This is a genomic window from Arthrobacter sp. YAF16 (genome assembly GCF_052113385.1).
Lineage (GTDB): Bacteria > Actinomycetota > Actinomycetes > Actinomycetales > Micrococcaceae > Arthrobacter.
In genome coordinates this window covers 1224513-1242290 of record NZ_JBFRDC010000001.1, presented here as the reverse complement: position 1 = coordinate 1242290, position 17778 = coordinate 1224513, and the positions used below count along the sequence as shown (strand labels likewise).

Genomic DNA, 17778 nt, shown 5'->3' with positions numbered 1-17778 from the left:
TTTTCCATTGCGCGGAAGCTTTTGCCGCGGGTGAGCGCTGGTCAGGCGGCGTCCGCCACCGCGTCCCGGAGCCGCCAGCCTCCGCCGAGGCCGTCCCGGATGATTTCCATCGTAGTTAGGGCCGATCCGCTGTTCCGGCCCAGCCTGGCCTGGACCTGCCACACCTCGACATCGACCCGGCTCAGTCCCTTCGGCATCCGGCGCTCGGCCTCCCACCAGCTCACGCGCTCAAACCACCGCACGGGTTCCGCGCCAACCACCCATTCGCGGCCACCGCGGACCACGGCCCGCGGATGTCCGTCAGGGCCGGTTTTTACGATCACATGTTCCATGCCGGTGACGGTACGGACAGGCACCGACATTTTGGTGCAGTCCGGACTTGGATGGCCCACAGCGCATGGGCAGCGGGGCCGCGCTCCACTACCAGGCGTTTGCGGATTCGAACTCCGTCTGGTGCTGCTCCTTGCAGTAAGGGACCCGGGAATCCGGAACAGGAATCCCGCATAGCCGGCATTTTGTAGCCCAAAACCTGGCAAAAAAAGAACGTAAACCTAACAAGTCGCCCCCCAAATAAGTAAGATAACAATATCACTTAGCTTATTATCGGTTCGGAATCCCCCACTCCCTGCTCGGCCGGGGCGCCCCCTGCCGACCCCCGCGGCGAGCAGTGGCCCTCGGGGCCAGCAGCGTAGCGCCCGCGCGTTGCCAACCGATATGTGAGCACACAGATAGTTCCGGCTACTTTTAGGCGCGGGAATAGTGCAGGACACAGCACATGGAGAGCAAAAAACCCCGCCGCGGCGGGCGTTTAGGCCTGCCGCGACGGGGTTTTCCTTGGTGGGTCCTACCGGGATCGAACCGATGACATCCACGGTGTAAACGTGGCGCTCTACCAGCTGAGCTAAAGACCCAAGATGCTGTTTCCGCACTTCAGTGCGTCCACCAACGAACAATGACTCTACCCGAAACGGCGCCGGAAACGCCAATCGCCGGCCGGACCGGAACGCCTCACAGTGAGGGGAGCTCCGCGGCGAGCCAGGTCAGCGATTCGCTGACGCCTGCCTCCAGCTTGATGGTGGCCAGGTCATCGCCGCGGGTCTGCCCACGATTGATGATCACCACCGCCTTGCCTTGCTTGGCGGCGTGCCGGACGAACCGCAGTCCGCTCATCACGGTCAGGGAGGAACCGGCCACCAGCAGGGCCGCGGCGTCGTCCACCATGGCGTAGGAGCGCTCAACCCGGTCCTTGGGCACGTTCTCGCCAAAGTAGACAAAGTCGGGTTTCAGTGTGCCGCCGCAGGCCGGGCAGTTGGCAACGACGAAACCCGCGATCAGCTCCGAATCTTCCACGGTGGCGTCGGCGTCGGGGGCCATTTCCACGACACCGGCGGCGAGTGCTTCCGTCAGGAAGTCAGGGTTGAGTTCCTCCAGCACGCCGGCCAGCAACGAGCGGCTGTAGCGGCGATGGCAGGCCAGGCAGACCACCCGGTCGAAGCGGCCATGCAGGTCCACCACGTTGACGCTCCCGGCGTCCTCGTGCAGCCGGTCCACGTTCTGGGTGATCAGGCCGGTGAGGAGCCCGCGGTGCTCGAGTCGGGCGGCGGCCGCATGGCCGTCGTTAGGATCGGCGCGGCGCAGATGGGACCAGCCGATGTGGTTCCGCGCCCAGTAGCGACGGCGATTCTCGGGGTCGCCAATGAATTCCTGGTAGGTCATCGGCGCCCGCGGAGCCGCCCCGGGGCCCCGGTAATCCGGGATGCCCGAATCCGTGCTGAGCCCGGCGCCGGTGAGCAACGCGAAGCGCTCCCCCGCGAGGACGCCGTGGATTTCCCGCAGGACCTCGAGTTCGCTCCGCGCCGGTTCGGCGGCAACGACCGGCGGCAGGCTGGCAAAGCCAGTCATGCCGACGCCGGGTCGCCGCTGCCGCATCGCGCCTGTCCCCGTCAATTCCCTGCGAGCCCCGCCAGGGCGGCGCGGTACTCGGTGAAATCCCGGGCCTGGCCGCGGGGGTTCACCACGACGTAGCGGACCGTTCCGCGGGCGTCGATGATGAAGGTGCCGCGCTTGGCCATGCCGCTGTCGGGGTCAAAGACGCCATAGCGCTCGGCCACGGCACCGTGCGGCCAGAAGTCCGCCAGGAGGTCGAAGGAGTAACCCTCCTTTTCCGCGTAGGCGCGCTGCGCGAACTTGCTGTCCACCGAAACCCCCAGCACGGCGGCGTCGGCGTCCTCGAAGAGCGCAAGGTTGTCCCGGATTTCGCAAAGTTCGCCCGTACAAATGCCGGAGAACGCGAACGGGAAGAACACGAGGACCACATTGCGTCCGCGCAGTTCCGACAGCCGGACCGGCTCGCCGAACTGGTTGACCAGCTCAAAGTCGGGGGCGGGCTGGCCGACCGCCGGCACGGCGGTTGCCAGCGCCACTCCTGCGCCGGGTTGGGTCACTTGTTTTTCCGCGTGACCAGCCGGGTGGCGCTCCACTCCTTGGAGACGCCAGCGGACGTGGTGTAGTGCAGGCCTGCGGTGGGCGCGGCATCCTGGATGTCGGCCGGCGAGACGTAGCCCACCCGGCCGTTCTTCGGGGTGAGCACCCAGACCACGCCGCCCTCGGTCAGGGTGGTGCGCGAGCCGACCAGGGTGTCAACGAGGTCCCCGTCGTCGGACCGCCACCAGAGGATCACGGCGTCGACCACCTCATGGTCGTCCTCGTCGAAGAGTTCCGAGCCGGTGAGGTCCTCGATGTCGTCGCGCAAGTCGAAGTCGACGTCGTCGTCATAACCGAATTCTTGAATCAGATCTCCATTTTTGAAACCCAATTTTTCCGCCACATTTACCGAAGTGGCGGCGTCGGCCTCGCTCACGTGTTGCTCCTATGCTGTTTGTACTTCTTGGTGTACTGCTTGGTGGACCCAATGGTGCTAGTGATTTCCATTACTACAAGCCAACACCCTTTGGGCCTTTGCTTCAAGCTGCTAACGCCGCGATCCGCCATATTCTGCGTCACACCGGCCGTTCCGCGGGCCCCGGAGGGGGTCCACGTCACAGAACCAGTATGCCCGTGAAATACGGCGGTGGCCCCATAGGACAGCTACGCATCCGCGGACTGACACGGCTAGAGTGGCTGATGACGACTTTGCCTGCGCGGACAACCGACCGCTAATACAGGCAGGCATGGTTGTGATTGGACCTAGCCCGGCGTACAGGACCGGGCTGCTGTTACCGATATGTCGCACACGTCGCGTTCACGCCAGGCAGTTACCCTGCCGGAGCTGAGGGTGCCGATGAATGCGCTCAAAGAGAGGTTGGACGTGGCTGCAGGAGAAGATACCTCCCATATCCTCAGCGGGTTGACTAACCAGCTGCCTGATCGTGATCCGGAAGAGACCGCCGAATGGCTGGAGTCCCTGGACACCCTGATTCAGGAACAGGGCACCGAGCGTGCCCAATACATCATGCGGAGCCTGCTCCAGCGGGCCGGCGCGCAGAGCGTGGGCGTGCCGATGGTGACCACCACCGACTACGTCAACACCATCCCGGTGGACCAGGAAGCGCCGTTCCCCGGCGATGAAGAGATCGAACGTAAGTACCGCGCCTGGTTGCGCTGGAACGCCGCCGTCATGGTGCACCGCTCCCAGCGTCCCGAGATCGGCGTCGGTGGCCACATTTCCACCTACGCCGGTGCGGCGACCCTCTACGAGGTCGGCTTCAACCACTTCTTCCGCGGCAAGGACCACCCCGGCGGCGGCGACCAGGTCTTCTTCCAGGGCCACGCCTCCCCCGGCATGTACGCCCGCGCTTTCATGGAAGGCCGGCTGACCGAGGAGGACCTGGACGGCTTCCGCCAGGAGAAGTCCAAGGAGGGCCACGCCCTCTCCAGCTACCCGCACCCGCGCCTCATGCCGGAGTTCTGGGAGTTCCCCACCGTGTCCATGGGCATCGGCCCGATGAACGCCATCTACCAGGCGCAGTCGAACCGCTACCTGCACAACCGCGGCATCAAGGACACCTCGGACCAGCAGGTCTGGGCGTTCCTGGGCGACGGCGAAATGGACGAGCCGGAGTCCCGCGGCCTGCTGCAGCTCGCCGCGAACGACAAGCTGGACAACCTCAACTTCGTCATCAACTGCAACCTGCAGCGCCTCGACGGCCCGGTCCGCGGCAACGGCAAGATCATGCAGGAGCTCGAGGCGTTCTTCCGCGGCGCCGGCTGGAACGTCATCAAGGTCGTCTGGGGCCGCGAGTGGGACAACCTGCTCGCCAAGGACGAAGACGGCTCGCTCGTGAAGATCATGAATGAGACGGTCGACGGCGACTACCAGACGTACAAGGCCGAATCCGGCGGATTCGTCCGCGAGCACTTCTTCGGCAAGACCCCGCAGACCAAGGACATGGTCGCGGACATGACGGACCAGGAGATCTGGAACCTCAAGCGCGGCGGCCACGACTACAACAAGGTCTACGCCGCGTACAAGGCCGCCACCGAGTTCAAGGGCAAGCCGACGGTCATCCTGGCCCACACGGTCAAGGGCTACGGCCTGGGCACCCACTTCGAGGGCCGCAACGCGACCCACCAGATGAAGAAGCTCACGCTGGCGGACCTGAAGGCCTTCCGCGACCACCTGCGCATTCCGGTCACGGACGAGCAGCTCGAGGCCGACCCGTACCAGCCGCCGTACTACCACCCCGGCGCCGACGCCCCGGAGATCCAGTACCTGATGGAACGCCGCCGCGCCCTCGGCGGGTTCGTCCCCGAACGCCGCTCCAAGCACACCGACGTCACCCTGCCGGGCGACAAGGCGTACGAGGTCGCCAACCGCGGTTCCGGCAAGCAGCAGGCCGCCACCACCATGGCGTTCGTCCGGCTGCTCAAGGACCTGATGCGGGACAAGGACTTCGGCTCCCGGATCGTGCCGATCATCCCCGATGAGGCACGCACCTTCGGCATGGACGCGTTCTTCCCGACGGCGAAGATCTACAACCCGAACGGCCAGAACTACCTGTCCGTGGACCGCGACCTCGTCCTGGCCTACAAGGAATCCATTGCAGGCCAGATCGTGCACGCCGGCATCAACGAGGCCGGTTCGGTCGCCGCCTTCACCGCGGCGGGCACGTCCTACGCCACGCACGGCGAACCGCTGATCCCGATCTATGTTTTCTACTCGATGTTCGGTTTCCAGCGCACCGGCGACTCCTTCTGGGCCGCCGCCGACCAGATGACCCGCGGGTTCATCATCGGCGCGACCGCCGGACGGACCACGCTGACCGGCGAGGGCCTGCAGCACGCCGACGGCCACTCCCCGATCCTGGCCTCGACCAACCCGGCCGTCGTCACCTACGACCCGGCCTACGGTTACGAGATCGGCGTCATCATGCGTGATGGCCTGAACCGGATGTATGGTCCGGGCCCGGCGGACAACGACCCGGCCCGGAACCTGATGTACTACATCACGGTTTACAACGAGCCGATCGTCCAGCCGCCGGCACCCGCCGAGCTCGACGTCGAGGGCATCATCAAGGGCATCTACCTGCTGGCACCGGCCAAGATCGACGGCCCGCGCACGCAGATCCTGGCCTCCGGTGTGTCCGTCCCCTGGGCCCTCGAAGCCCAGCGGCTCCTCGCCGAGGACTGGGGCGTCTCCGCCGATGTCTGGTCCGTGACCTCCTGGACCGAACTGCGCCGCGACGCCATGGCCGCCGAGGAAGACGCCTTCCTCAACCCGGGCCAGCCGGCCCGCGTCCCGTTCGTCACCGAACAGCTCGCCGGCGCCACCGGCCCGATCGTGGCGGTCTCGGACTACATGAAGGCCGTTCCGGACCAGATCCGCCAGTTCATCCCGAACGAGTTCGCCTCGCTCGGCGCTGACGGCTTCGGCTTCTCGGACACCCGCGCCGCCGCTCGCCGCTTCTTCAAGAACGACATCCACTCGATCGTGGTCCGTTCCCTGCAGATGCTGGCCCGCCGCGGCGAGGTCGACGCCCAGGCCCCGGCCCAGGCAATCGAGAAGTACCGCCTGCTCAACGTCAACGCCGGCACCACCGGCAACGCGGGCGGCGACTCTTAGTCACCAAAGCGAACGCACGACGGCGGTTCCCACCTTCGGGTGGGGGCCGCCGTCGGGCGTTTAAGCCTGTGACGCAGCCCAAAGGGACTTGTAGCCTTTGCACAAATGGAGCTTGGACGGCGGGCACCGTATGCTCGATGCATGGCAGAGCCCACCACCACTCCCGCAAAACGCAAGCCGTCCGTGCGGGCGCTCACCCCGGAGAAGGCCGAGACGCTGAAGAAGCTCCGGGCCAGCGTGGGCCAGCTGTCCACCACGACCCTGCGGCAGCTGGAGAAATCACTGCCCTGGTACAGCCGGCTGAACTCCGACGAGCGCTCCGCCCTGGGCATGGTCGCGCAGAACGGCATTGCCGCTTTTGTCACCTGGTTCGAGCGGCCCAGCTCTCCGTCCTGGATCCTCTCCGATGTCTTTGGCACCGCCCCCACCGAGCTGACCCGCTCGATCAGCCTGCAGAAGGCGCTGCAGCTGATCCGGATCGTCGTGGAGGTGGTCGAGGAGCAGGTGCCGATCATCGCCCCGGAAGCCGACCAGGCCGGCCTGCGCGAGGCCGTGCTGCGCTACTCCCGCGAGGTGGCCTTCGCCGCGGCCGACGTCTACGCCCGCGCCGCCGAGACCCGCGGTTCCTGGGACACCCGGCTGGAGGCGCTGATTGTCGACGCGATCCTGCGCGGCGAAAACACCGACGCGCTGCGCTCCCGGATCGCCGCCCTGGGCTGGAAAGCCCAGGAACGCTTCACCGTGATGGTGGGGAATTCCCCGTCGGAACCCAGCGCCAGCTACGTCAGCGAACTCCGCCGCACGGCCGGGCGCTTCGCCGAGGACGCCCTCGTCGGGATCCAGGGCGACCGGCTGATCCTGATCCTGGGCGGCGTGCAGGACCGCGAAACGGCCTGCCAGAAACTCAGCGAGCTCTTCGCCCCGGGGCCGGTGGTCTACGGCGCCGAGGCCGGATCCCTGCTGGAGGCCAGCAGCTCCGCTCAGTCCGCCTTCGCCGGCCTGACCGCAGCCAAGGCGTGGCCCTCCGCGCCGCGTCCCGTGGCTGCCGATGACCTCCTGCCCGAGCGCGTGATCTCCGGTGACGACGCGGCCCGGCGTTCCCTGGTCAAGAACATTTACCGGCCGCTGGTCGCGGCGTCCAACGGCCTCGTGGAGACCCTCGGGACCTACCTCGAACTCGGCCACTCGCTTGAAGCGACCGCCCGCGAGCTTTTCGTCCACGCCAACACCGTGCGCTACCGGCTCAAGCGTGTCTGCGACGTCACGGGCTGGGATCCGTTGATCCCCCGGGAGGCTTTTGTGCTCCAGGCGGCGCTCGTGGTGGGCCGGCTCTCGGCCCCGCCCAGGCCCTCCGCGGAACGCCAGCCGTCGCGCAACAACTCCTGACCCGTTGTAGACTTCCTACAATCTGACCCAGTGAGCTTGGTGCATGAGAGTACCGATGAATCACGCGGCAATTTGGAAAGCTGGATACGTGCTTGCAATCGTTTGCCCTGGACAGGGCTCCCAGACCCCTGGTTTTCTAGCCCCCTGGCTGGAACTGCCTCCCGTCGCAGGCCATTTGGCCTCCCTTAGCGAAATAGCAGGTATCGACCTCACCGCCCACGGAACCACCTCCGATGAGGAGACCATCAAGGACACCGCCGTCGCGCAGCCCCTGATCGTCGCCGCCGGACTCGTGGCCGCCAAGTCGCTCTTCGACGTCGAACTGGGCACCCTCCCGGTCATCCTCGCCGGACACTCGGTCGGCGAAATCACCGCCTCCGCCCTGGCCGGTGTCCTGACCGAGACCGAAGCGATGACCTTTGTCCGCGAACGCGCCAACGGCATGGCCGCGGCCGCCGCGGCCACCCCCACCGGCATGAGCGCAGTCGTGGGCGGGGACCCCGCCGAAGTCCTGGCCGCGATCGAGGCCTGCGGCCTCACCCCGGCCAACGTCAACGGCGCCGGCCAGACCGTCGCGGCCGGCACCCTGGAGCAGTTGAAGGCCCTCGCCGACAATCCCCCGGCCAAGGCCCGAGTGATCCCGCTGAAGGTCGCCGGCGCGTTCCACACCTCGCACATGTCCCCCGCGGTCGCCGCGCTGCAGGCCCTCCGGCCCTCGCTGCACCCGCGGAACCCGCAGGTCCCGCTACTGTCCAACTTCGACGGCGCGGAGGTCACCGACGGCGGTGCCGCCGTCGACAGCCTGATTGCCCAGGTCTCCCGCCCGGTCCGCTGGGATCTCTGCATGGAGACCCTCGTGAAGCGCGGCGTGACCGGAGTGATCGAACTGGCCCCGGCCGGGACGCTGGCCGGCCTGGCCAAGCGCGGCATGCCCGGCGTGAAGACCGTCACCGTCAAGACCCCGGATGACCTTTCCGCCGCCTTGGCCCTATTCGCAGAACTGGAGGGAGGGGAATGAGCGCTCCTACTCTGAAGCAGGCTCCCCTGCAGGAAAACACCCGGGTGATGGGCGTCGGCGCGTACCGGCCCAGCGTCATCGTCACCAACGAGGACGTTTGCCAGTGGATCGACTCCTCGGACGAGTGGATCCGGCAGCGCACCGGCATCATCACCCGCCACCGGGCCCCCGCCGACGTCAGCGTGATCGACATGGCCGAGGGCGCGTCCCGCGAGGCCCTGCAAAAGGCCGGCATTGAGGCCTCCGAGCTCGGCGCGGTAATTGTCTCCACCGTCACCCACCCGTATGCGACGCCCTCGGCCGCCGCAAGCCTGGCCGACCGCCTCGGCGCCACCCCGGCACCGGCGTTCGACATCTCCGCCGCCTGCGCCGGCTACTGCTACGGCATCGCCCAGGCCGACGCCCTGGTCCGCTCCGGCGCGGCCAAGTACGTGCTCGTGGTCGGTGCGGAGAAACTCTCCGACGTCATCGACAACACCGAGCGCACCATCTCCTTCCTGCTCGGCGACGGCGCCGGCGCGGTCGTCATCGGCCCCTCCGACACCCCGGGCATCGGCCCCTCGGTATGGGGTTCGGACGGCAGCAAGTGGGACGCCATCGGCATGACCCACTCGATGCTGGACATCCGCGACTTCGCCGCCGCCGACAAGCGCGACGCCGCCCTCAGCGAGGGCGAGGCCGCCGTCACCGAGGCGGCCCTGTGGCCCACGCTGCGGCAGGACGGCCAGACGGTGTTCCGTTGGGCGGTCTGGGAAATGGCCAAGGTGGCCCAGCAGGCCCTCGACGCCGCCGGGATCAAGGCCGAGGACCTCGCGGCCTTCATCCCGCACCAGGCCAACATGCGGATCATCGATGAGATGGCCAAGAAGCTCAAGCTTCCGGAGACCGTCAAGGTCGCCCGGGATATCGCCGAAGCAGGCAACACCTCGGCAGCCTCCATCCCCCTCGCCACCCACCGCTTGCTTCAGGAAAACCCTGAACTGAGCGGCGGACTGGCCCTGCAGATCGGGTTCGGAGCCGGACTTGTCTTCGGCGCCCAGGTGATTGTGCTTCCGTAGGCGGCCACCGCACTTCCCTAGCTGAACGCATTCCTCAACAGCACGGATTCCCAACCAAGCCGAACCCTCGGTTTGAATCATTTCGCCCGACGTTCCCGGAACAACCACCGGAAGCCGACGGCAACAACAAGAAAAGGAGCCATCAATGGCTAACAACGAAGAGATCCTGGCCGGCCTGGCTGAAATCGTCAACGAAGAGACCGGCCTGGCCCCCGAGGCTGTCGAGCTGGACAAGTCCTTCACCGAGGACCTGGACATCGACTCCATCTCCATGATGACCATCGTGGTCAACGCCGAGGAAAAGTTCGGCGTGCGCATCCCGGACGAAGAGGTCAAGAACCTCAAGACCGTCGGCGACGCCGTCAGCTTCATCGCCAACGCCCAGGCCTAATTCCGCCTGCGCCTTGGCTCCGGCCGGCAACCGGCCGGAGCTTGTGGCCGGCAACGGCCGGGCTTGTTCCGGTCCGGGACGCTTCGACAGCGTCCCGGACCGGAACACCACAGTTCAATCCCTGATTTCTGCATGACCACCGAGTTTTCCCTACGCAGGCCCCGGCCGCCTTCACCAGGTTCCGGATACGGCAGGCGCACCGACAGAGAGTGATCCCATGGCACGCAAAGTAGTCATTACCGGTCTGGGTGCCACCACACCCATTGGCGGCGATGTCCCCACGATGTGGAAGAACGCGCTGAAGGGCGTCTCCGGCGCGCACACGCTTGAGGACGACTGGGTGGCCAAGTACGAGCTGCCCGTGCACTTCGCTGCTCGGGCCTCCAACCCCGCCACCGAGGTCCTGAGCCGCGTCGAGGCCAAGCGCATGGACCCGTCGACGCAGTTCGCCGTCGTCGCCTCCCGCGAGGCATGGGCCGACGCCGGCATCACCGACATCGACCATGACCGCCTGGCCGTCGCCTTCGCCACCGGCATCGGCGGCGTCTGGACCCTCCTGGACGCCTGGGACACGCTGCGCGAAAAGGGCCCCCGCCGCGTCCTCCCCATGACCGTGCCCATGCTGATGCCCAACGGCCCCGCCGCGGCCGTCAGTCTGGACCTCGGCGCCCGTGCCGGCGCCCACACCCCCGTCTCCGCCTGCGCGTCCGGCACCGAAGCCGTGCACATGGGCCTGGACCTGATCCGCTCCGGCAAGGCCGACGTCGTCGTCTGCGGCGGCGCCGAAGCCGCCATCCACCCGATGCCGATCGCCGCGTTCGCCTCGATGCAGGCGCTGTCCCGCCGCAACGACGATCCCGAGCATGCCTCGCGCCCCTACGACCGCGACCGCGACGGCTTCGTGATGGGCGAAGGCGCCGGCGCTCTGGTGCTCGAGGCCGAGGAGCACGCCCTCGCCCGCGGCGCCCGAATCTACGCCGAACTCGCCGGCACCTCGGTAACCGCCGACGCGTACCACATCACGGCCCCGGACCCGGAGGGCCTCGGCGCCACCCGCGCCCTGAAGGCGGCCATGTTCGACGGCCGCATCCAGGCCGAGGACGTGGTGCACGTCAATGCGCACGCCACCTCCACCCCGGTCGGCGACAAGCCCGAGTACACCGCCCTCAAGGCCGCCCTCGGCAGCCAAGTGGATAACGTGGCCGTCTCCGCCACCAAGTCGCAGATGGGCCACCTGCTGGGTGCCTCCGGTGCGGTGGAGGCCGTACTGACCGTCATGGCCGTATACGACCGCAAGGCGCCCGTGACGATCAACCTCGAGAACCAGGATCCGGAGATCCCCCTCGACATCGTCACCTCCGAGCGCGCCCTGCCCGGCGGCAGCATCGTGGCACTGAGCAACTCGTTCGGCTTCGGCGGCCACAACGCCGTCATCGCCGTCCGCAGCGTCTAACCCGCCGGGCCCGCTCAGCTGGGCCGCACGCCGAAATGACAGATGGCGGCAATGTTCCTGGTGAACATTGCCGCCATCTGTCATTTGGCGTTGCTATGGAGTGTGGTGCGGTACGTCCAGGGTCGTGGGAAGAGCCCCCGGGTGGCTAGCCGACCTGGTGGAGCCAGCGTACGGGGGCGCCTTCGGCGGCGTGCCGGAAGGGTTCGAGTTCCTCGTCCCAGGCCTCGCCGAGGGCCAGCGAGAGCTCATGGTAGACCGCGGAAGGGTCGCCGGCGCCGGATTCGTAGGCGTAGCGGATGCGGTCCTCGGAGACCATGATGTTGCCGTGCACGTCCGTGACGGCGTGGAAGATGCCGAGTTCCGGGGTGTGCGACCAGCGGCCGCCGTCGACGCCCTGGCTGGGCTCCTCGGTGACCTCGTAGCGCAGGTGAGCCCAGCCGCGCAGCGCAGACGCCAACTGAGCCCCCGTGCCCGGTGTTCCGGTCCACGACAGCTCGGCCCGGAACATTCCGGGCGCAGCGGGCTGGGCAGTCCACTCAAGGTCCGTGCGCTTGTCCACGACAGACCCAATGGCCCACTCAACGTGGGGGCACAGGGCGGTCGGGGCCGAGTGTACGAACAGGACACCGCGGGTTAGTGCAACAGACATTCCATCCTCCATAGCTATAGGTACGTCTTCCCCAACGACCTCTGCCTGGATGCCTGTCTGCTGCGTGGATCCGCGTGCGGGGCTCTTGGCCCCTGCCAGACTATTCAGTTTCTTCAAAACAACAATATGCAAAAAATATGTCCGGTTCTCAGGTGGTAAATCGATGCTTTAGCGGTTCAAGCACCACTTGAAAGTTGCCGGGCGTGAGTCTCATTGTGCCGTACCCCGCCTAATTACGCCAGTGCAATTCGGCGCGTCGCTCCCGGCGAGTCGTTCCGGCTTTGCTAATGGTCCACAGGTGCCCTTGACACGCCCCGGAAGGGCCCCCGGGAGCCCTGATGGCCCAGGTCGCGGCGCCGTGCCGGACGGCGGCCGGTCAAGCCCGCGGATGCGCCTGCTGGTAGCTTTTCCGGAGCCGGTCTACGGAGACGTGGGTGTAGATCTGGGTGGTTGCCAGGCTGCTGTGCCCCAGGATTTCCTGCACCGCGCGGAGGTCCGCCCCGCCGTCGAGCAGGTGGGTTGCCGCCGAGTGCCGCAGTGCGTGCGGACCCGTGGCCGAGGTGTCCCCCAGCCCGTCCAGCAGCCCCTTGACGACGCTACGGACCTGCCGCTGGTCCACCCGCTTTCCGCGCGCCCCGAGGAAGAGCGCGGGGCCGGAGCCGTCCGCCGCCAGGGCCGGGCGTCCACGGCGCAGCCAGTCGTCGACGGCGACCGCGGCCGGGAGGCCGTAGGGAACCGTCCGCTCCTTGTTGCCCTTGCCGAGCACCCGCAGGGTCCGGCGGTCCGGGTCGAGATCGTCGATGTCCAGGCCGGCCAGCTCGCCGACGCGGACGCCCGTGGCGTAGAGCAGCTCCAGCATGGCGCGGTTGCGCAGGGCCAGCGGCTCCCCTTCCGCGGCGGCCGACTCGGCTCCGGCCACCAGCCGCTGCACCTGCCCCTGCTGCAGCACGCCGGGCAGGGACTTCTCCCGTTTCGGGGCCTTCAGCCGCAGGGCGGGGTCGGCGGCGATGAGCTCCTCGCGGACGGCCCACGCGGTGAAGGCCCGCGCGGTGGCCGCGCGCCGGGCCAGCGTGGCTCGTGACATCCCGGCTTCGCTCTGGGTGCCAAGCCAGCGCCGCAGTGTGCCGAGTTCCAGGTGTGCCAGATCCTCCGCGCCCTCCGAGACCGCATGCGCCAACAGGCTTCCGACGTCGGAAAGGTAGGCGCGGACGGTGTGGGCGGAGCGGCCCCGCTCAGCCTCCAGATACCGGCCGAAGCCGTGGGCGGCCGCAGCGAGCGCTGGGGGAAGTTGCTGTGTTGACACCCTCCCACTCTCCCAGCAATTTGGCCGGCGCCAGCGCAGTCCGGCGGCGCGCCGCCAACGCCCGCGTGCTTGCTCCGCACCATGCTGGAAGTCGCGGCGCGGGGCGGCATGGCGTTTTGCCCCCGGGCGGTGATGCGCCACCGAGCTGGTGCATCGCGTCAGCCCGCCTTGGCGGAGCGTTTCCAGCCGCCACGGTGTGATTCGGCCAGGCCCAGCAGTCCGAGCCGCCCAAGACCAGCCCTGACCGATTCCGGGCTCAGCCCGGCGACCACGGAAAGCTTCTCAATAGTGCTGGTGATCCGCAGCGGAAGGGCGTCCAGGAGAATGAGGTCTTCGAGGGTCAGCCCGTCGTGGGCCTCCGCCCGGCCCGCCTTGGCCTCCGGCAGCGCCTCGCCGCTCGGCGAGGCCAGTTCCGCGATCTCGGCCGCGTCCGTGACGCACACTGCGCCGCCTTCGCGCAGCAACCGGTGGCAGCCGGCCGAGTTGGCACTGTGCACCGAGCCCGGCACCGCGCCGACCGCCCTGCCCAGGGTCTCGGCATGGTGGGCGGTGTTGAGCGCCCCGGATCTCCACCGGGCTTCGACCACCACCGTGACGGCGGCCAGCGCAGCGATGAGCCTGTTGCGTTGCAGGAAGCGGTACCGTGTGGGGGCAGAACCCGGCGGGACCTCGGCCAGCACGGCGCCCTGGTTGGCCACCGCACGGAGCAGATCCTCATTGCCCGCGGGGTAGAACCGGTCCACTCCCCCTGCCATGACGGCGATAGTTGGCAGGCCCGCGGCGGCCCCGGCCAGGGCGGCCCGATGGGCGTGGGCGTCAATCCCGTAGGCTCCGCCGGAGATGATCGTGAAGCCCCGCTGGGCCAGCCCATAAGCGAGGTCACCCGTTACTGCAGAGCCGTAGGCTGTGCTGTCGCGGGAGCCCACCAGCGCAATGGCTTTGTGAACTCGCGGCAACTCCTGTTCCACGCCCCGCCACCAGAGGCAGAGCGGCTCCTGCAGCCCCAGGTCCGCGAGCTGGCCGGGCCACGAGTTGTCCGCCGGGATAATCAGGCGGCCGCCGAGGCGTTGCATGGTCGCCAGGTCGCGCTCCGGCGCCAGGTCGGGTACCCGCGGTGCCCAGCGCTTCAGTGCCATGCCCAGGCCGGTCCAGCCGCCGCCGGCGCCGTTCTGCTCTAGCACCTGGGACAGTTCCTGCTCCAGCCTCGGGCCGGCCGGCAGTTGCCCGGTGGCGATCCGCAGCGCATCCTCGGCGCCGGCAACCCGGACGAGCGCCAGGCCGGCGGCGTCCTGGGGTTCCAGAAGCCTGGACAGCGCCGCCCGGGCGGTCCTTTCGTTCTGTGTCATGGTGCTGCTCTCTCCTCTTCCGGTGCTGCTGTGGTGCTGATAGCGGGGCGTGGCGGGATGGGACAGCTCGGCGCCGTCACGCGGCAGCCGACGCGGATTGCCGAAGATTGAGCGCTTGACCGATGTCATCCGCGTCCGGCCCGTCGCGGCCGGAGAGATCCGCAAGGGTCCACGCCAGACGCAGCACCCGGTCATAGCCGCGGGCCGTCAGGGCGCCGCGTTCCAGCGCATGGTCGAGGATCCGCGTTGTCGGTCCCGAGAGCCGCAGGGGGCCGCGGAGCACCCGTCCGGGAACCTGCGAGTTCGTTTCCAGTCCGAGCGGCCGGAGCCGGTCCAGCTGGCGCTCCCGGGCGGCGCGCACCCTGGCGGCGATGTCGGCTGTGGCCTCTTCGGCCCGGGGCTGGCCGAAGTCTGCGAGTGCGACGCGCTCGACCTCCAGCTGGATGTCGACCCGGTCCAGCAGCGGCCCCGACATCCTAGCGAGATAACGGCGCCGCATCATCGGGGTGCAGGTGCAATTCACGCCCTTTCCGGAGGCTTTGCCGCAGGGACAGGGGTTGGCAGCGAGGACCAGCTGGAACCGGGCCGGGTAGGCAGCGGTGCCCGCCGAGCGGTGGATGACCAGTTCGCCGCTTTCGAGTGGCTGCCGGAGTGCGTCGAGGACCCGGCGCTCGTATTCGGGGGCTTCATCGAGAAACAACACGCCGCGGTGAGCCCTGGACGCCGCGCCGGGCCGAGGCAATCCGGATCCTCCGCCGATAATGGCAGCCGCGGTGGCGGTGTGGTGCGGATTCTCGTAGGGCGGCCGCCGCAGCAGCGTGACGGAAGCCGAGGTGAGCGAACTGAGGGAATGAATGGCCGTCACCTCCATGGCTTCCCGGTCACCGAGATCAGGGAGCAACCCGGGCAGGCGCTCTGCCAGCATGGTCTTGCCTGCCCCGGGCGGGCCGGTGAACAGCACGTGATGCGCTCCGGCGGCGGCCACTTCCAGGGCCCGGCGCCCGTCAGACTGGCCGGAGACGTCGCACATATCCGGTGCCAGGCCGGCCGGGGCCATCCCGTCGACGTCGTCGGCATCCGCGGTGTCCGGCTCGAAGTCCAGGGCAAGGTCCTGCGGGTCGGCGCCGAAATCGAACGCCAGCCTGGCCAGGGTCCGGTAGCCGCGGACCCTGGCGCCGGGCACCAGCTCTGCTTCGGCGGCGTTGGCTTGGGCCACCACAACGTCGGGATACCCCGCCTGAACAGCCGCCATCACGGCCGGCAGAATGCCGCGGACCGGACGCAGCCGCCCGTCCAGGCCAAGTTCGGCGATGAAGACATGGCGTCCGGTGGAGCGCACGTCGTTGGCGGCCAGCAGCACCGCCATGGCGATGGAGAGGTCGAATCCGGAGCCGCGCTTGGGCAGCGACGCCGGAATGAGGTTCGCGGTGATCTTCCGGCGGCTGAGCGGGATCCCGGAGTTTTGCGCCGCAGACCGGATCCGTTCCTTGGCCTCATTCAGCGAGGCGTCCGGCAGGCCGAGGATCACGAACGCGGGCAGGGTCTGGCCGATGTCGGCCTCGACCTCGACGATGTAGCCGTTCAGGCCGACCAGCGCCACCGAATAGGTCCGTCCCAGCGCCATCTACCCCACCCCTCTGAGGTGTTCGATGGCCGGGGAACCGGTCCCGTCGTCGACCACGGCGATGACGTCTACGCGGCGCAGCGGCATCCGCAGCTCATGGTCCCGGCACCAGGCCGAGGCCAGCCGGTGCAGCCGGGCGAGCTTGTCCACGCCCACGGCTTCGAACGGGTGCCCGTAGGCGAGGGATCTTCGGGTCTTGACCTCGGCGATGACCAGGGCGTCGCCGTCGAGCGCGACGATATCGATTTCACCCTCGGGGCAACGCCAGTTGCGGTCAACAATCCGCATCCCCTGGGCTTCGATAAAGCCGGCGGCGAGTTCCTCGCCGCGCCGGCCCAGCATGTCCTTAGCTCTCATGCCTCCAGCGTGGATCGCAGGGCGGCCAGCACGCGGACAAAAATTCGGCTATGTGGGTAACTTCAGGTCACGCGAGGCAGGAATCAGTTGCCCAGGCCCTCGACCTTGGGCAGGGCGAGCTCCTCGCTGCGCGGGAGTTCCTCGACGTTGACGTCTTTGAAAGTGATGACGCGGACGCTCTTGACGAACCGGGCGGAGCGGTAGACATCCCACACCCAGGCGTCCTGCAGGGTCAGGTCGAAGTAGACCTCGCCGTCGGCGCTGCGCGCTTGCAGGTCCACGTGGTTGGCCAGGTAGAAACGCCGTTCGGTCTCGACCACATAGCTGAACAGCCCGACGACGTCGCGGTATTCGCGGTAGAGCTGTAGCTCCATGTCGGTCTCATAGTTTTCAAGGTCCTCGGCACTCATGGTTCCATCTTGCACCATCGGGCGCCGGGCGCGCGCCACCGCTCAGTCGCCGAGCAGTTGCCAGCTCACCCGGTGGTACGGCGTGGGGCCGGCGGCGCGGAGGGCCTCCTTGTGCGCAGCGGTGCCGTAGCCCTTGTTCTCGTTCCAGCCGAACGCCGGGTACTCGGTGTGCAGGACAGCCATCTGCCGGTCACGTTCGACCTTGGCCAGCACGGATGCGGCGGCCACGCTGAGGCACTGCATGTCGGCCTTGACCAGGGTGTGGACCGGCGCGTCACAGCCCGGCTCCTCGGGGCCCTCGTCGAACAGCGAGGCCTGCGCCACGGGTGAGAGCCAGTTGTGGCTGCCGTCCAGGAGCACCACGTCCGGTGTCACACCGGCGGCCAGCACCGCGAACCAGGCACGGTTGCCGGCGAGCCGGAGCGCGCCGATGATCCCCAGCGCGTCGATTTCCGCCGCGCTGGCGTGCCCCACGGCCGAGGCGACGCTCCAGCTGCGCACCAGCGGTTCGAGCCGTTCCCGGTCCGCGACCTTGAGCAGCTTACTGTCCCGCACGTCGGCGAGCAGCTTCTGCTTATGCAGGTCCACGACGGCGATTCCGACGCTGACGGGTCCGGCCAGGGCACCACGTCCCACCTCGTCGATCCCGGCGAGCAGCCGCGCGCCGGAGCCACGGAAGCGGCGCTCGTAGTCGAGGGTTGGAGCTTCGGACACTGCTGTCC

At 68.0% G+C, this 17778-nt stretch carries 17 protein-coding genes and 1 tRNA gene; 6 read left to right on the top strand and 12 right to left on the bottom strand.

The features are described from left to right. Positions 1-41: 41 nt before the first annotated feature. The 5 genes from AB4Y91_RS05775 to AB4Y91_RS05755 form a co-directional block, all read right to left on the bottom strand. The gene (locus AB4Y91_RS05775) at positions 42-332 is read right to left on the bottom strand and encodes a hypothetical protein (RefSeq protein ID WP_441417525.1); all 291 of its coding nucleotides are present in this window, start codon (positions 330-332) and stop codon (positions 42-44) included. 503 nt (positions 333-835) lie between these two features. Beyond that, positions 836-911: transfer RNA gene (locus tag AB4Y91_RS05770), tRNA-Val, on the bottom strand. 97 nt (positions 912-1008) lie between these two features. Next, positions 1009-1929, bottom strand: a complete 921-nt coding sequence (locus AB4Y91_RS05765; RefSeq protein ID WP_441417524.1) for an NAD-dependent protein deacetylase — start codon at positions 1927-1929, stop codon at positions 1009-1011. 14 nt (positions 1930-1943) lie between these two features. After that, positions 1944-2444 (bottom strand): peroxiredoxin, encoded by a 501-nt coding sequence (locus AB4Y91_RS05760; RefSeq protein WP_441417523.1) that lies wholly within the window; start codon positions 2442-2444, stop codon positions 1944-1946. Further along, positions 2441-2860, bottom strand: coding sequence for a DUF3052 domain-containing protein (locus tag AB4Y91_RS05755; protein WP_175320867.1), 420 nt, complete (start codon positions 2858-2860; stop codon positions 2441-2443). Before AB4Y91_RS05755 ends, AB4Y91_RS05760 begins: the two co-directional genes overlap by 4 nt. 420 nt (positions 2861-3280) lie before the next feature. On the opposite strand from AB4Y91_RS05755, the gene aceE reads away from it, so the two are divergent. The 6 genes from aceE to fabF all read left to right on the top strand — a co-directional run bounded on the left by aceE (position 3281) and on the right by fabF (position 11367). Next, positions 3281-6061 carry a pyruvate dehydrogenase (acetyl-transferring), homodimeric type gene (gene aceE, locus AB4Y91_RS05750; protein ID WP_441417522.1) on the top strand — a complete coding sequence of 927 codons (2781 nt, stop codon included), beginning with the start codon at positions 3281-3283 and terminating at the stop codon, positions 6059-6061. A gap of 141 nt (positions 6062-6202) precedes the next feature. Continuing rightward, positions 6203-7447, top strand: coding sequence for a PucR family transcriptional regulator (locus AB4Y91_RS05745; RefSeq protein WP_441417521.1), 1245 nt, complete (start codon positions 6203-6205; stop codon positions 7445-7447). 88 nt (positions 7448-7535) lie between these two features. Further along, the gene (locus AB4Y91_RS05740) at positions 7536-8465 is read left to right on the top strand and encodes an ACP S-malonyltransferase (RefSeq protein ID WP_175320864.1); all 930 of its coding nucleotides are present in this window, start codon (positions 7536-7538) and stop codon (positions 8463-8465) included. Continuing rightward, positions 8462-9523: a beta-ketoacyl-ACP synthase III gene (locus AB4Y91_RS05735; RefSeq protein WP_441417520.1), complete on the top strand. Its 1062-nt coding sequence runs from the start codon at positions 8462-8464 to the stop codon at positions 9521-9523. Before AB4Y91_RS05740 ends, AB4Y91_RS05735 begins: the two co-directional genes overlap by 4 nt. Positions 9524-9668: 145 nt before the next feature. Next, positions 9669-9914 (top strand): acyl carrier protein, encoded by a 246-nt coding sequence (locus tag AB4Y91_RS05730; protein ID WP_091256299.1) that lies wholly within the window; start codon positions 9669-9671, stop codon positions 9912-9914. 217 nt (positions 9915-10131) lie between these two features. Then, positions 10132-11367 carry a beta-ketoacyl-ACP synthase II gene (gene fabF, locus AB4Y91_RS05725; protein WP_441417519.1) on the top strand — a complete coding sequence of 412 codons (1236 nt, stop codon included), beginning with the start codon at positions 10132-10134 and terminating at the stop codon, positions 11365-11367. Between the two features lie 145 nt (positions 11368-11512). Here the strand turns inward: fabF and AB4Y91_RS05720 are convergent, their stop codons facing one another. From AB4Y91_RS05720 to AB4Y91_RS05690, 7 genes are all read right to left on the bottom strand, one after another. Continuing rightward, positions 11513-12016: a DUF3145 domain-containing protein gene (locus tag AB4Y91_RS05720; protein WP_136322385.1), complete on the bottom strand. Its 504-nt coding sequence runs from the start codon at positions 12014-12016 to the stop codon at positions 11513-11515. Positions 12017-12392: 376 nt separating this feature from the next. Next, on the bottom strand, positions 12393-13319 hold the full coding sequence (locus AB4Y91_RS05715) for a tyrosine recombinase XerC (RefSeq protein ID WP_441417518.1): 927 nt from the start codon (positions 13317-13319) through the stop codon (positions 12393-12395). 158 nt (positions 13320-13477) lie between these two features. Continuing rightward, entirely contained in the window at positions 13478-14665 is a 1188-nt protein-coding gene (dprA, locus tag AB4Y91_RS05710) for a DNA-processing protein DprA (protein ID WP_441417517.1), read from the bottom strand. 76 nt (positions 14666-14741) lie between these two features. Beyond that, positions 14742-16289: a YifB family Mg chelatase-like AAA ATPase gene (locus AB4Y91_RS05705; RefSeq protein WP_441417516.1), complete on the bottom strand. Its 1548-nt coding sequence runs from the start codon at positions 16287-16289 to the stop codon at positions 14742-14744. Beyond that, positions 16290-16646 (bottom strand): YraN family protein, encoded by a 357-nt coding sequence (locus AB4Y91_RS05700; protein ID WP_441417515.1) that lies wholly within the window; start codon positions 16644-16646, stop codon positions 16290-16292. It lies immediately after the preceding gene. Between the two features lie 83 nt (positions 16647-16729). Continuing rightward, on the bottom strand, positions 16730-17056 hold the full coding sequence (locus tag AB4Y91_RS05695; protein WP_056426737.1) for a DUF2469 domain-containing protein: 327 nt from the start codon (positions 17054-17056) through the stop codon (positions 16730-16732). A 42-nt stretch (positions 17057-17098) separates the two neighbouring features. Further along, entirely contained in the window at positions 17099-17770 is a 672-nt protein-coding gene (locus tag AB4Y91_RS05690; protein WP_441417514.1) for a ribonuclease HII, read from the bottom strand. Between the last annotated feature and the right edge of the window lie 8 nt (positions 17771-17778).

What these genes read in the sequence shown, in the direction of transcription:
- AB4Y91_RS05735 (WP_441417520.1), top strand. Translation starts at nt 8,462, where the DNA reads ATGAGCGCTCCTACTCTGAAGCAGGCTCCCCTGCAGGAAAACACCCGG.
- AB4Y91_RS05765 (WP_441417524.1), bottom strand. Translation starts at nt 1,929, where the DNA reads ATGCGGCAGCGGCGACCCGGCGTCGGCATGACTGGCTTTGCCAGCCTG.
- AB4Y91_RS05745 (WP_441417521.1), top strand. Translation starts at nt 6,203, where the DNA reads ATGGCAGAGCCCACCACCACTCCCGCAAAACGCAAGCCGTCCGTGCGG.
- fabF (WP_441417519.1), top strand. Translation starts at nt 10,132, where the DNA reads ATGGCACGCAAAGTAGTCATTACCGGTCTGGGTGCCACCACACCCATT.
- aceE (WP_441417522.1), top strand. Translation starts at nt 3,281, where the DNA reads ATGAATGCGCTCAAAGAGAGGTTGGACGTGGCTGCAGGAGAAGATACC.
- AB4Y91_RS05695 (WP_056426737.1), bottom strand. Translation starts at nt 17,056, where the DNA reads ATGAGTGCCGAGGACCTTGAAAACTATGAGACCGACATGGAGCTACAG.
- dprA (WP_441417517.1), bottom strand. Translation starts at nt 14,665, where the DNA reads ATGACACAGAACGAAAGGACCGCCCGGGCGGCGCTGTCCAGGCTTCTG.
- AB4Y91_RS05730 (WP_091256299.1), top strand. Translation starts at nt 9,669, where the DNA reads ATGGCTAACAACGAAGAGATCCTGGCCGGCCTGGCTGAAATCGTCAAC.
- AB4Y91_RS05720 (WP_136322385.1), bottom strand. Translation starts at nt 12,016, where the DNA reads ATGTCTGTTGCACTAACCCGCGGTGTCCTGTTCGTACACTCGGCCCCG.
- AB4Y91_RS05705 (WP_441417516.1), bottom strand. Translation starts at nt 16,289, where the DNA reads ATGGCGCTGGGACGGACCTATTCGGTGGCGCTGGTCGGCCTGAACGGC.
- AB4Y91_RS05775 (WP_441417525.1), bottom strand. Translation starts at nt 332, where the DNA reads ATGGAACATGTGATCGTAAAAACCGGCCCTGACGGACATCCGCGGGCC.
- AB4Y91_RS05700 (WP_441417515.1), bottom strand. Translation starts at nt 16,646, where the DNA reads ATGAGAGCTAAGGACATGCTGGGCCGGCGCGGCGAGGAACTCGCCGCC.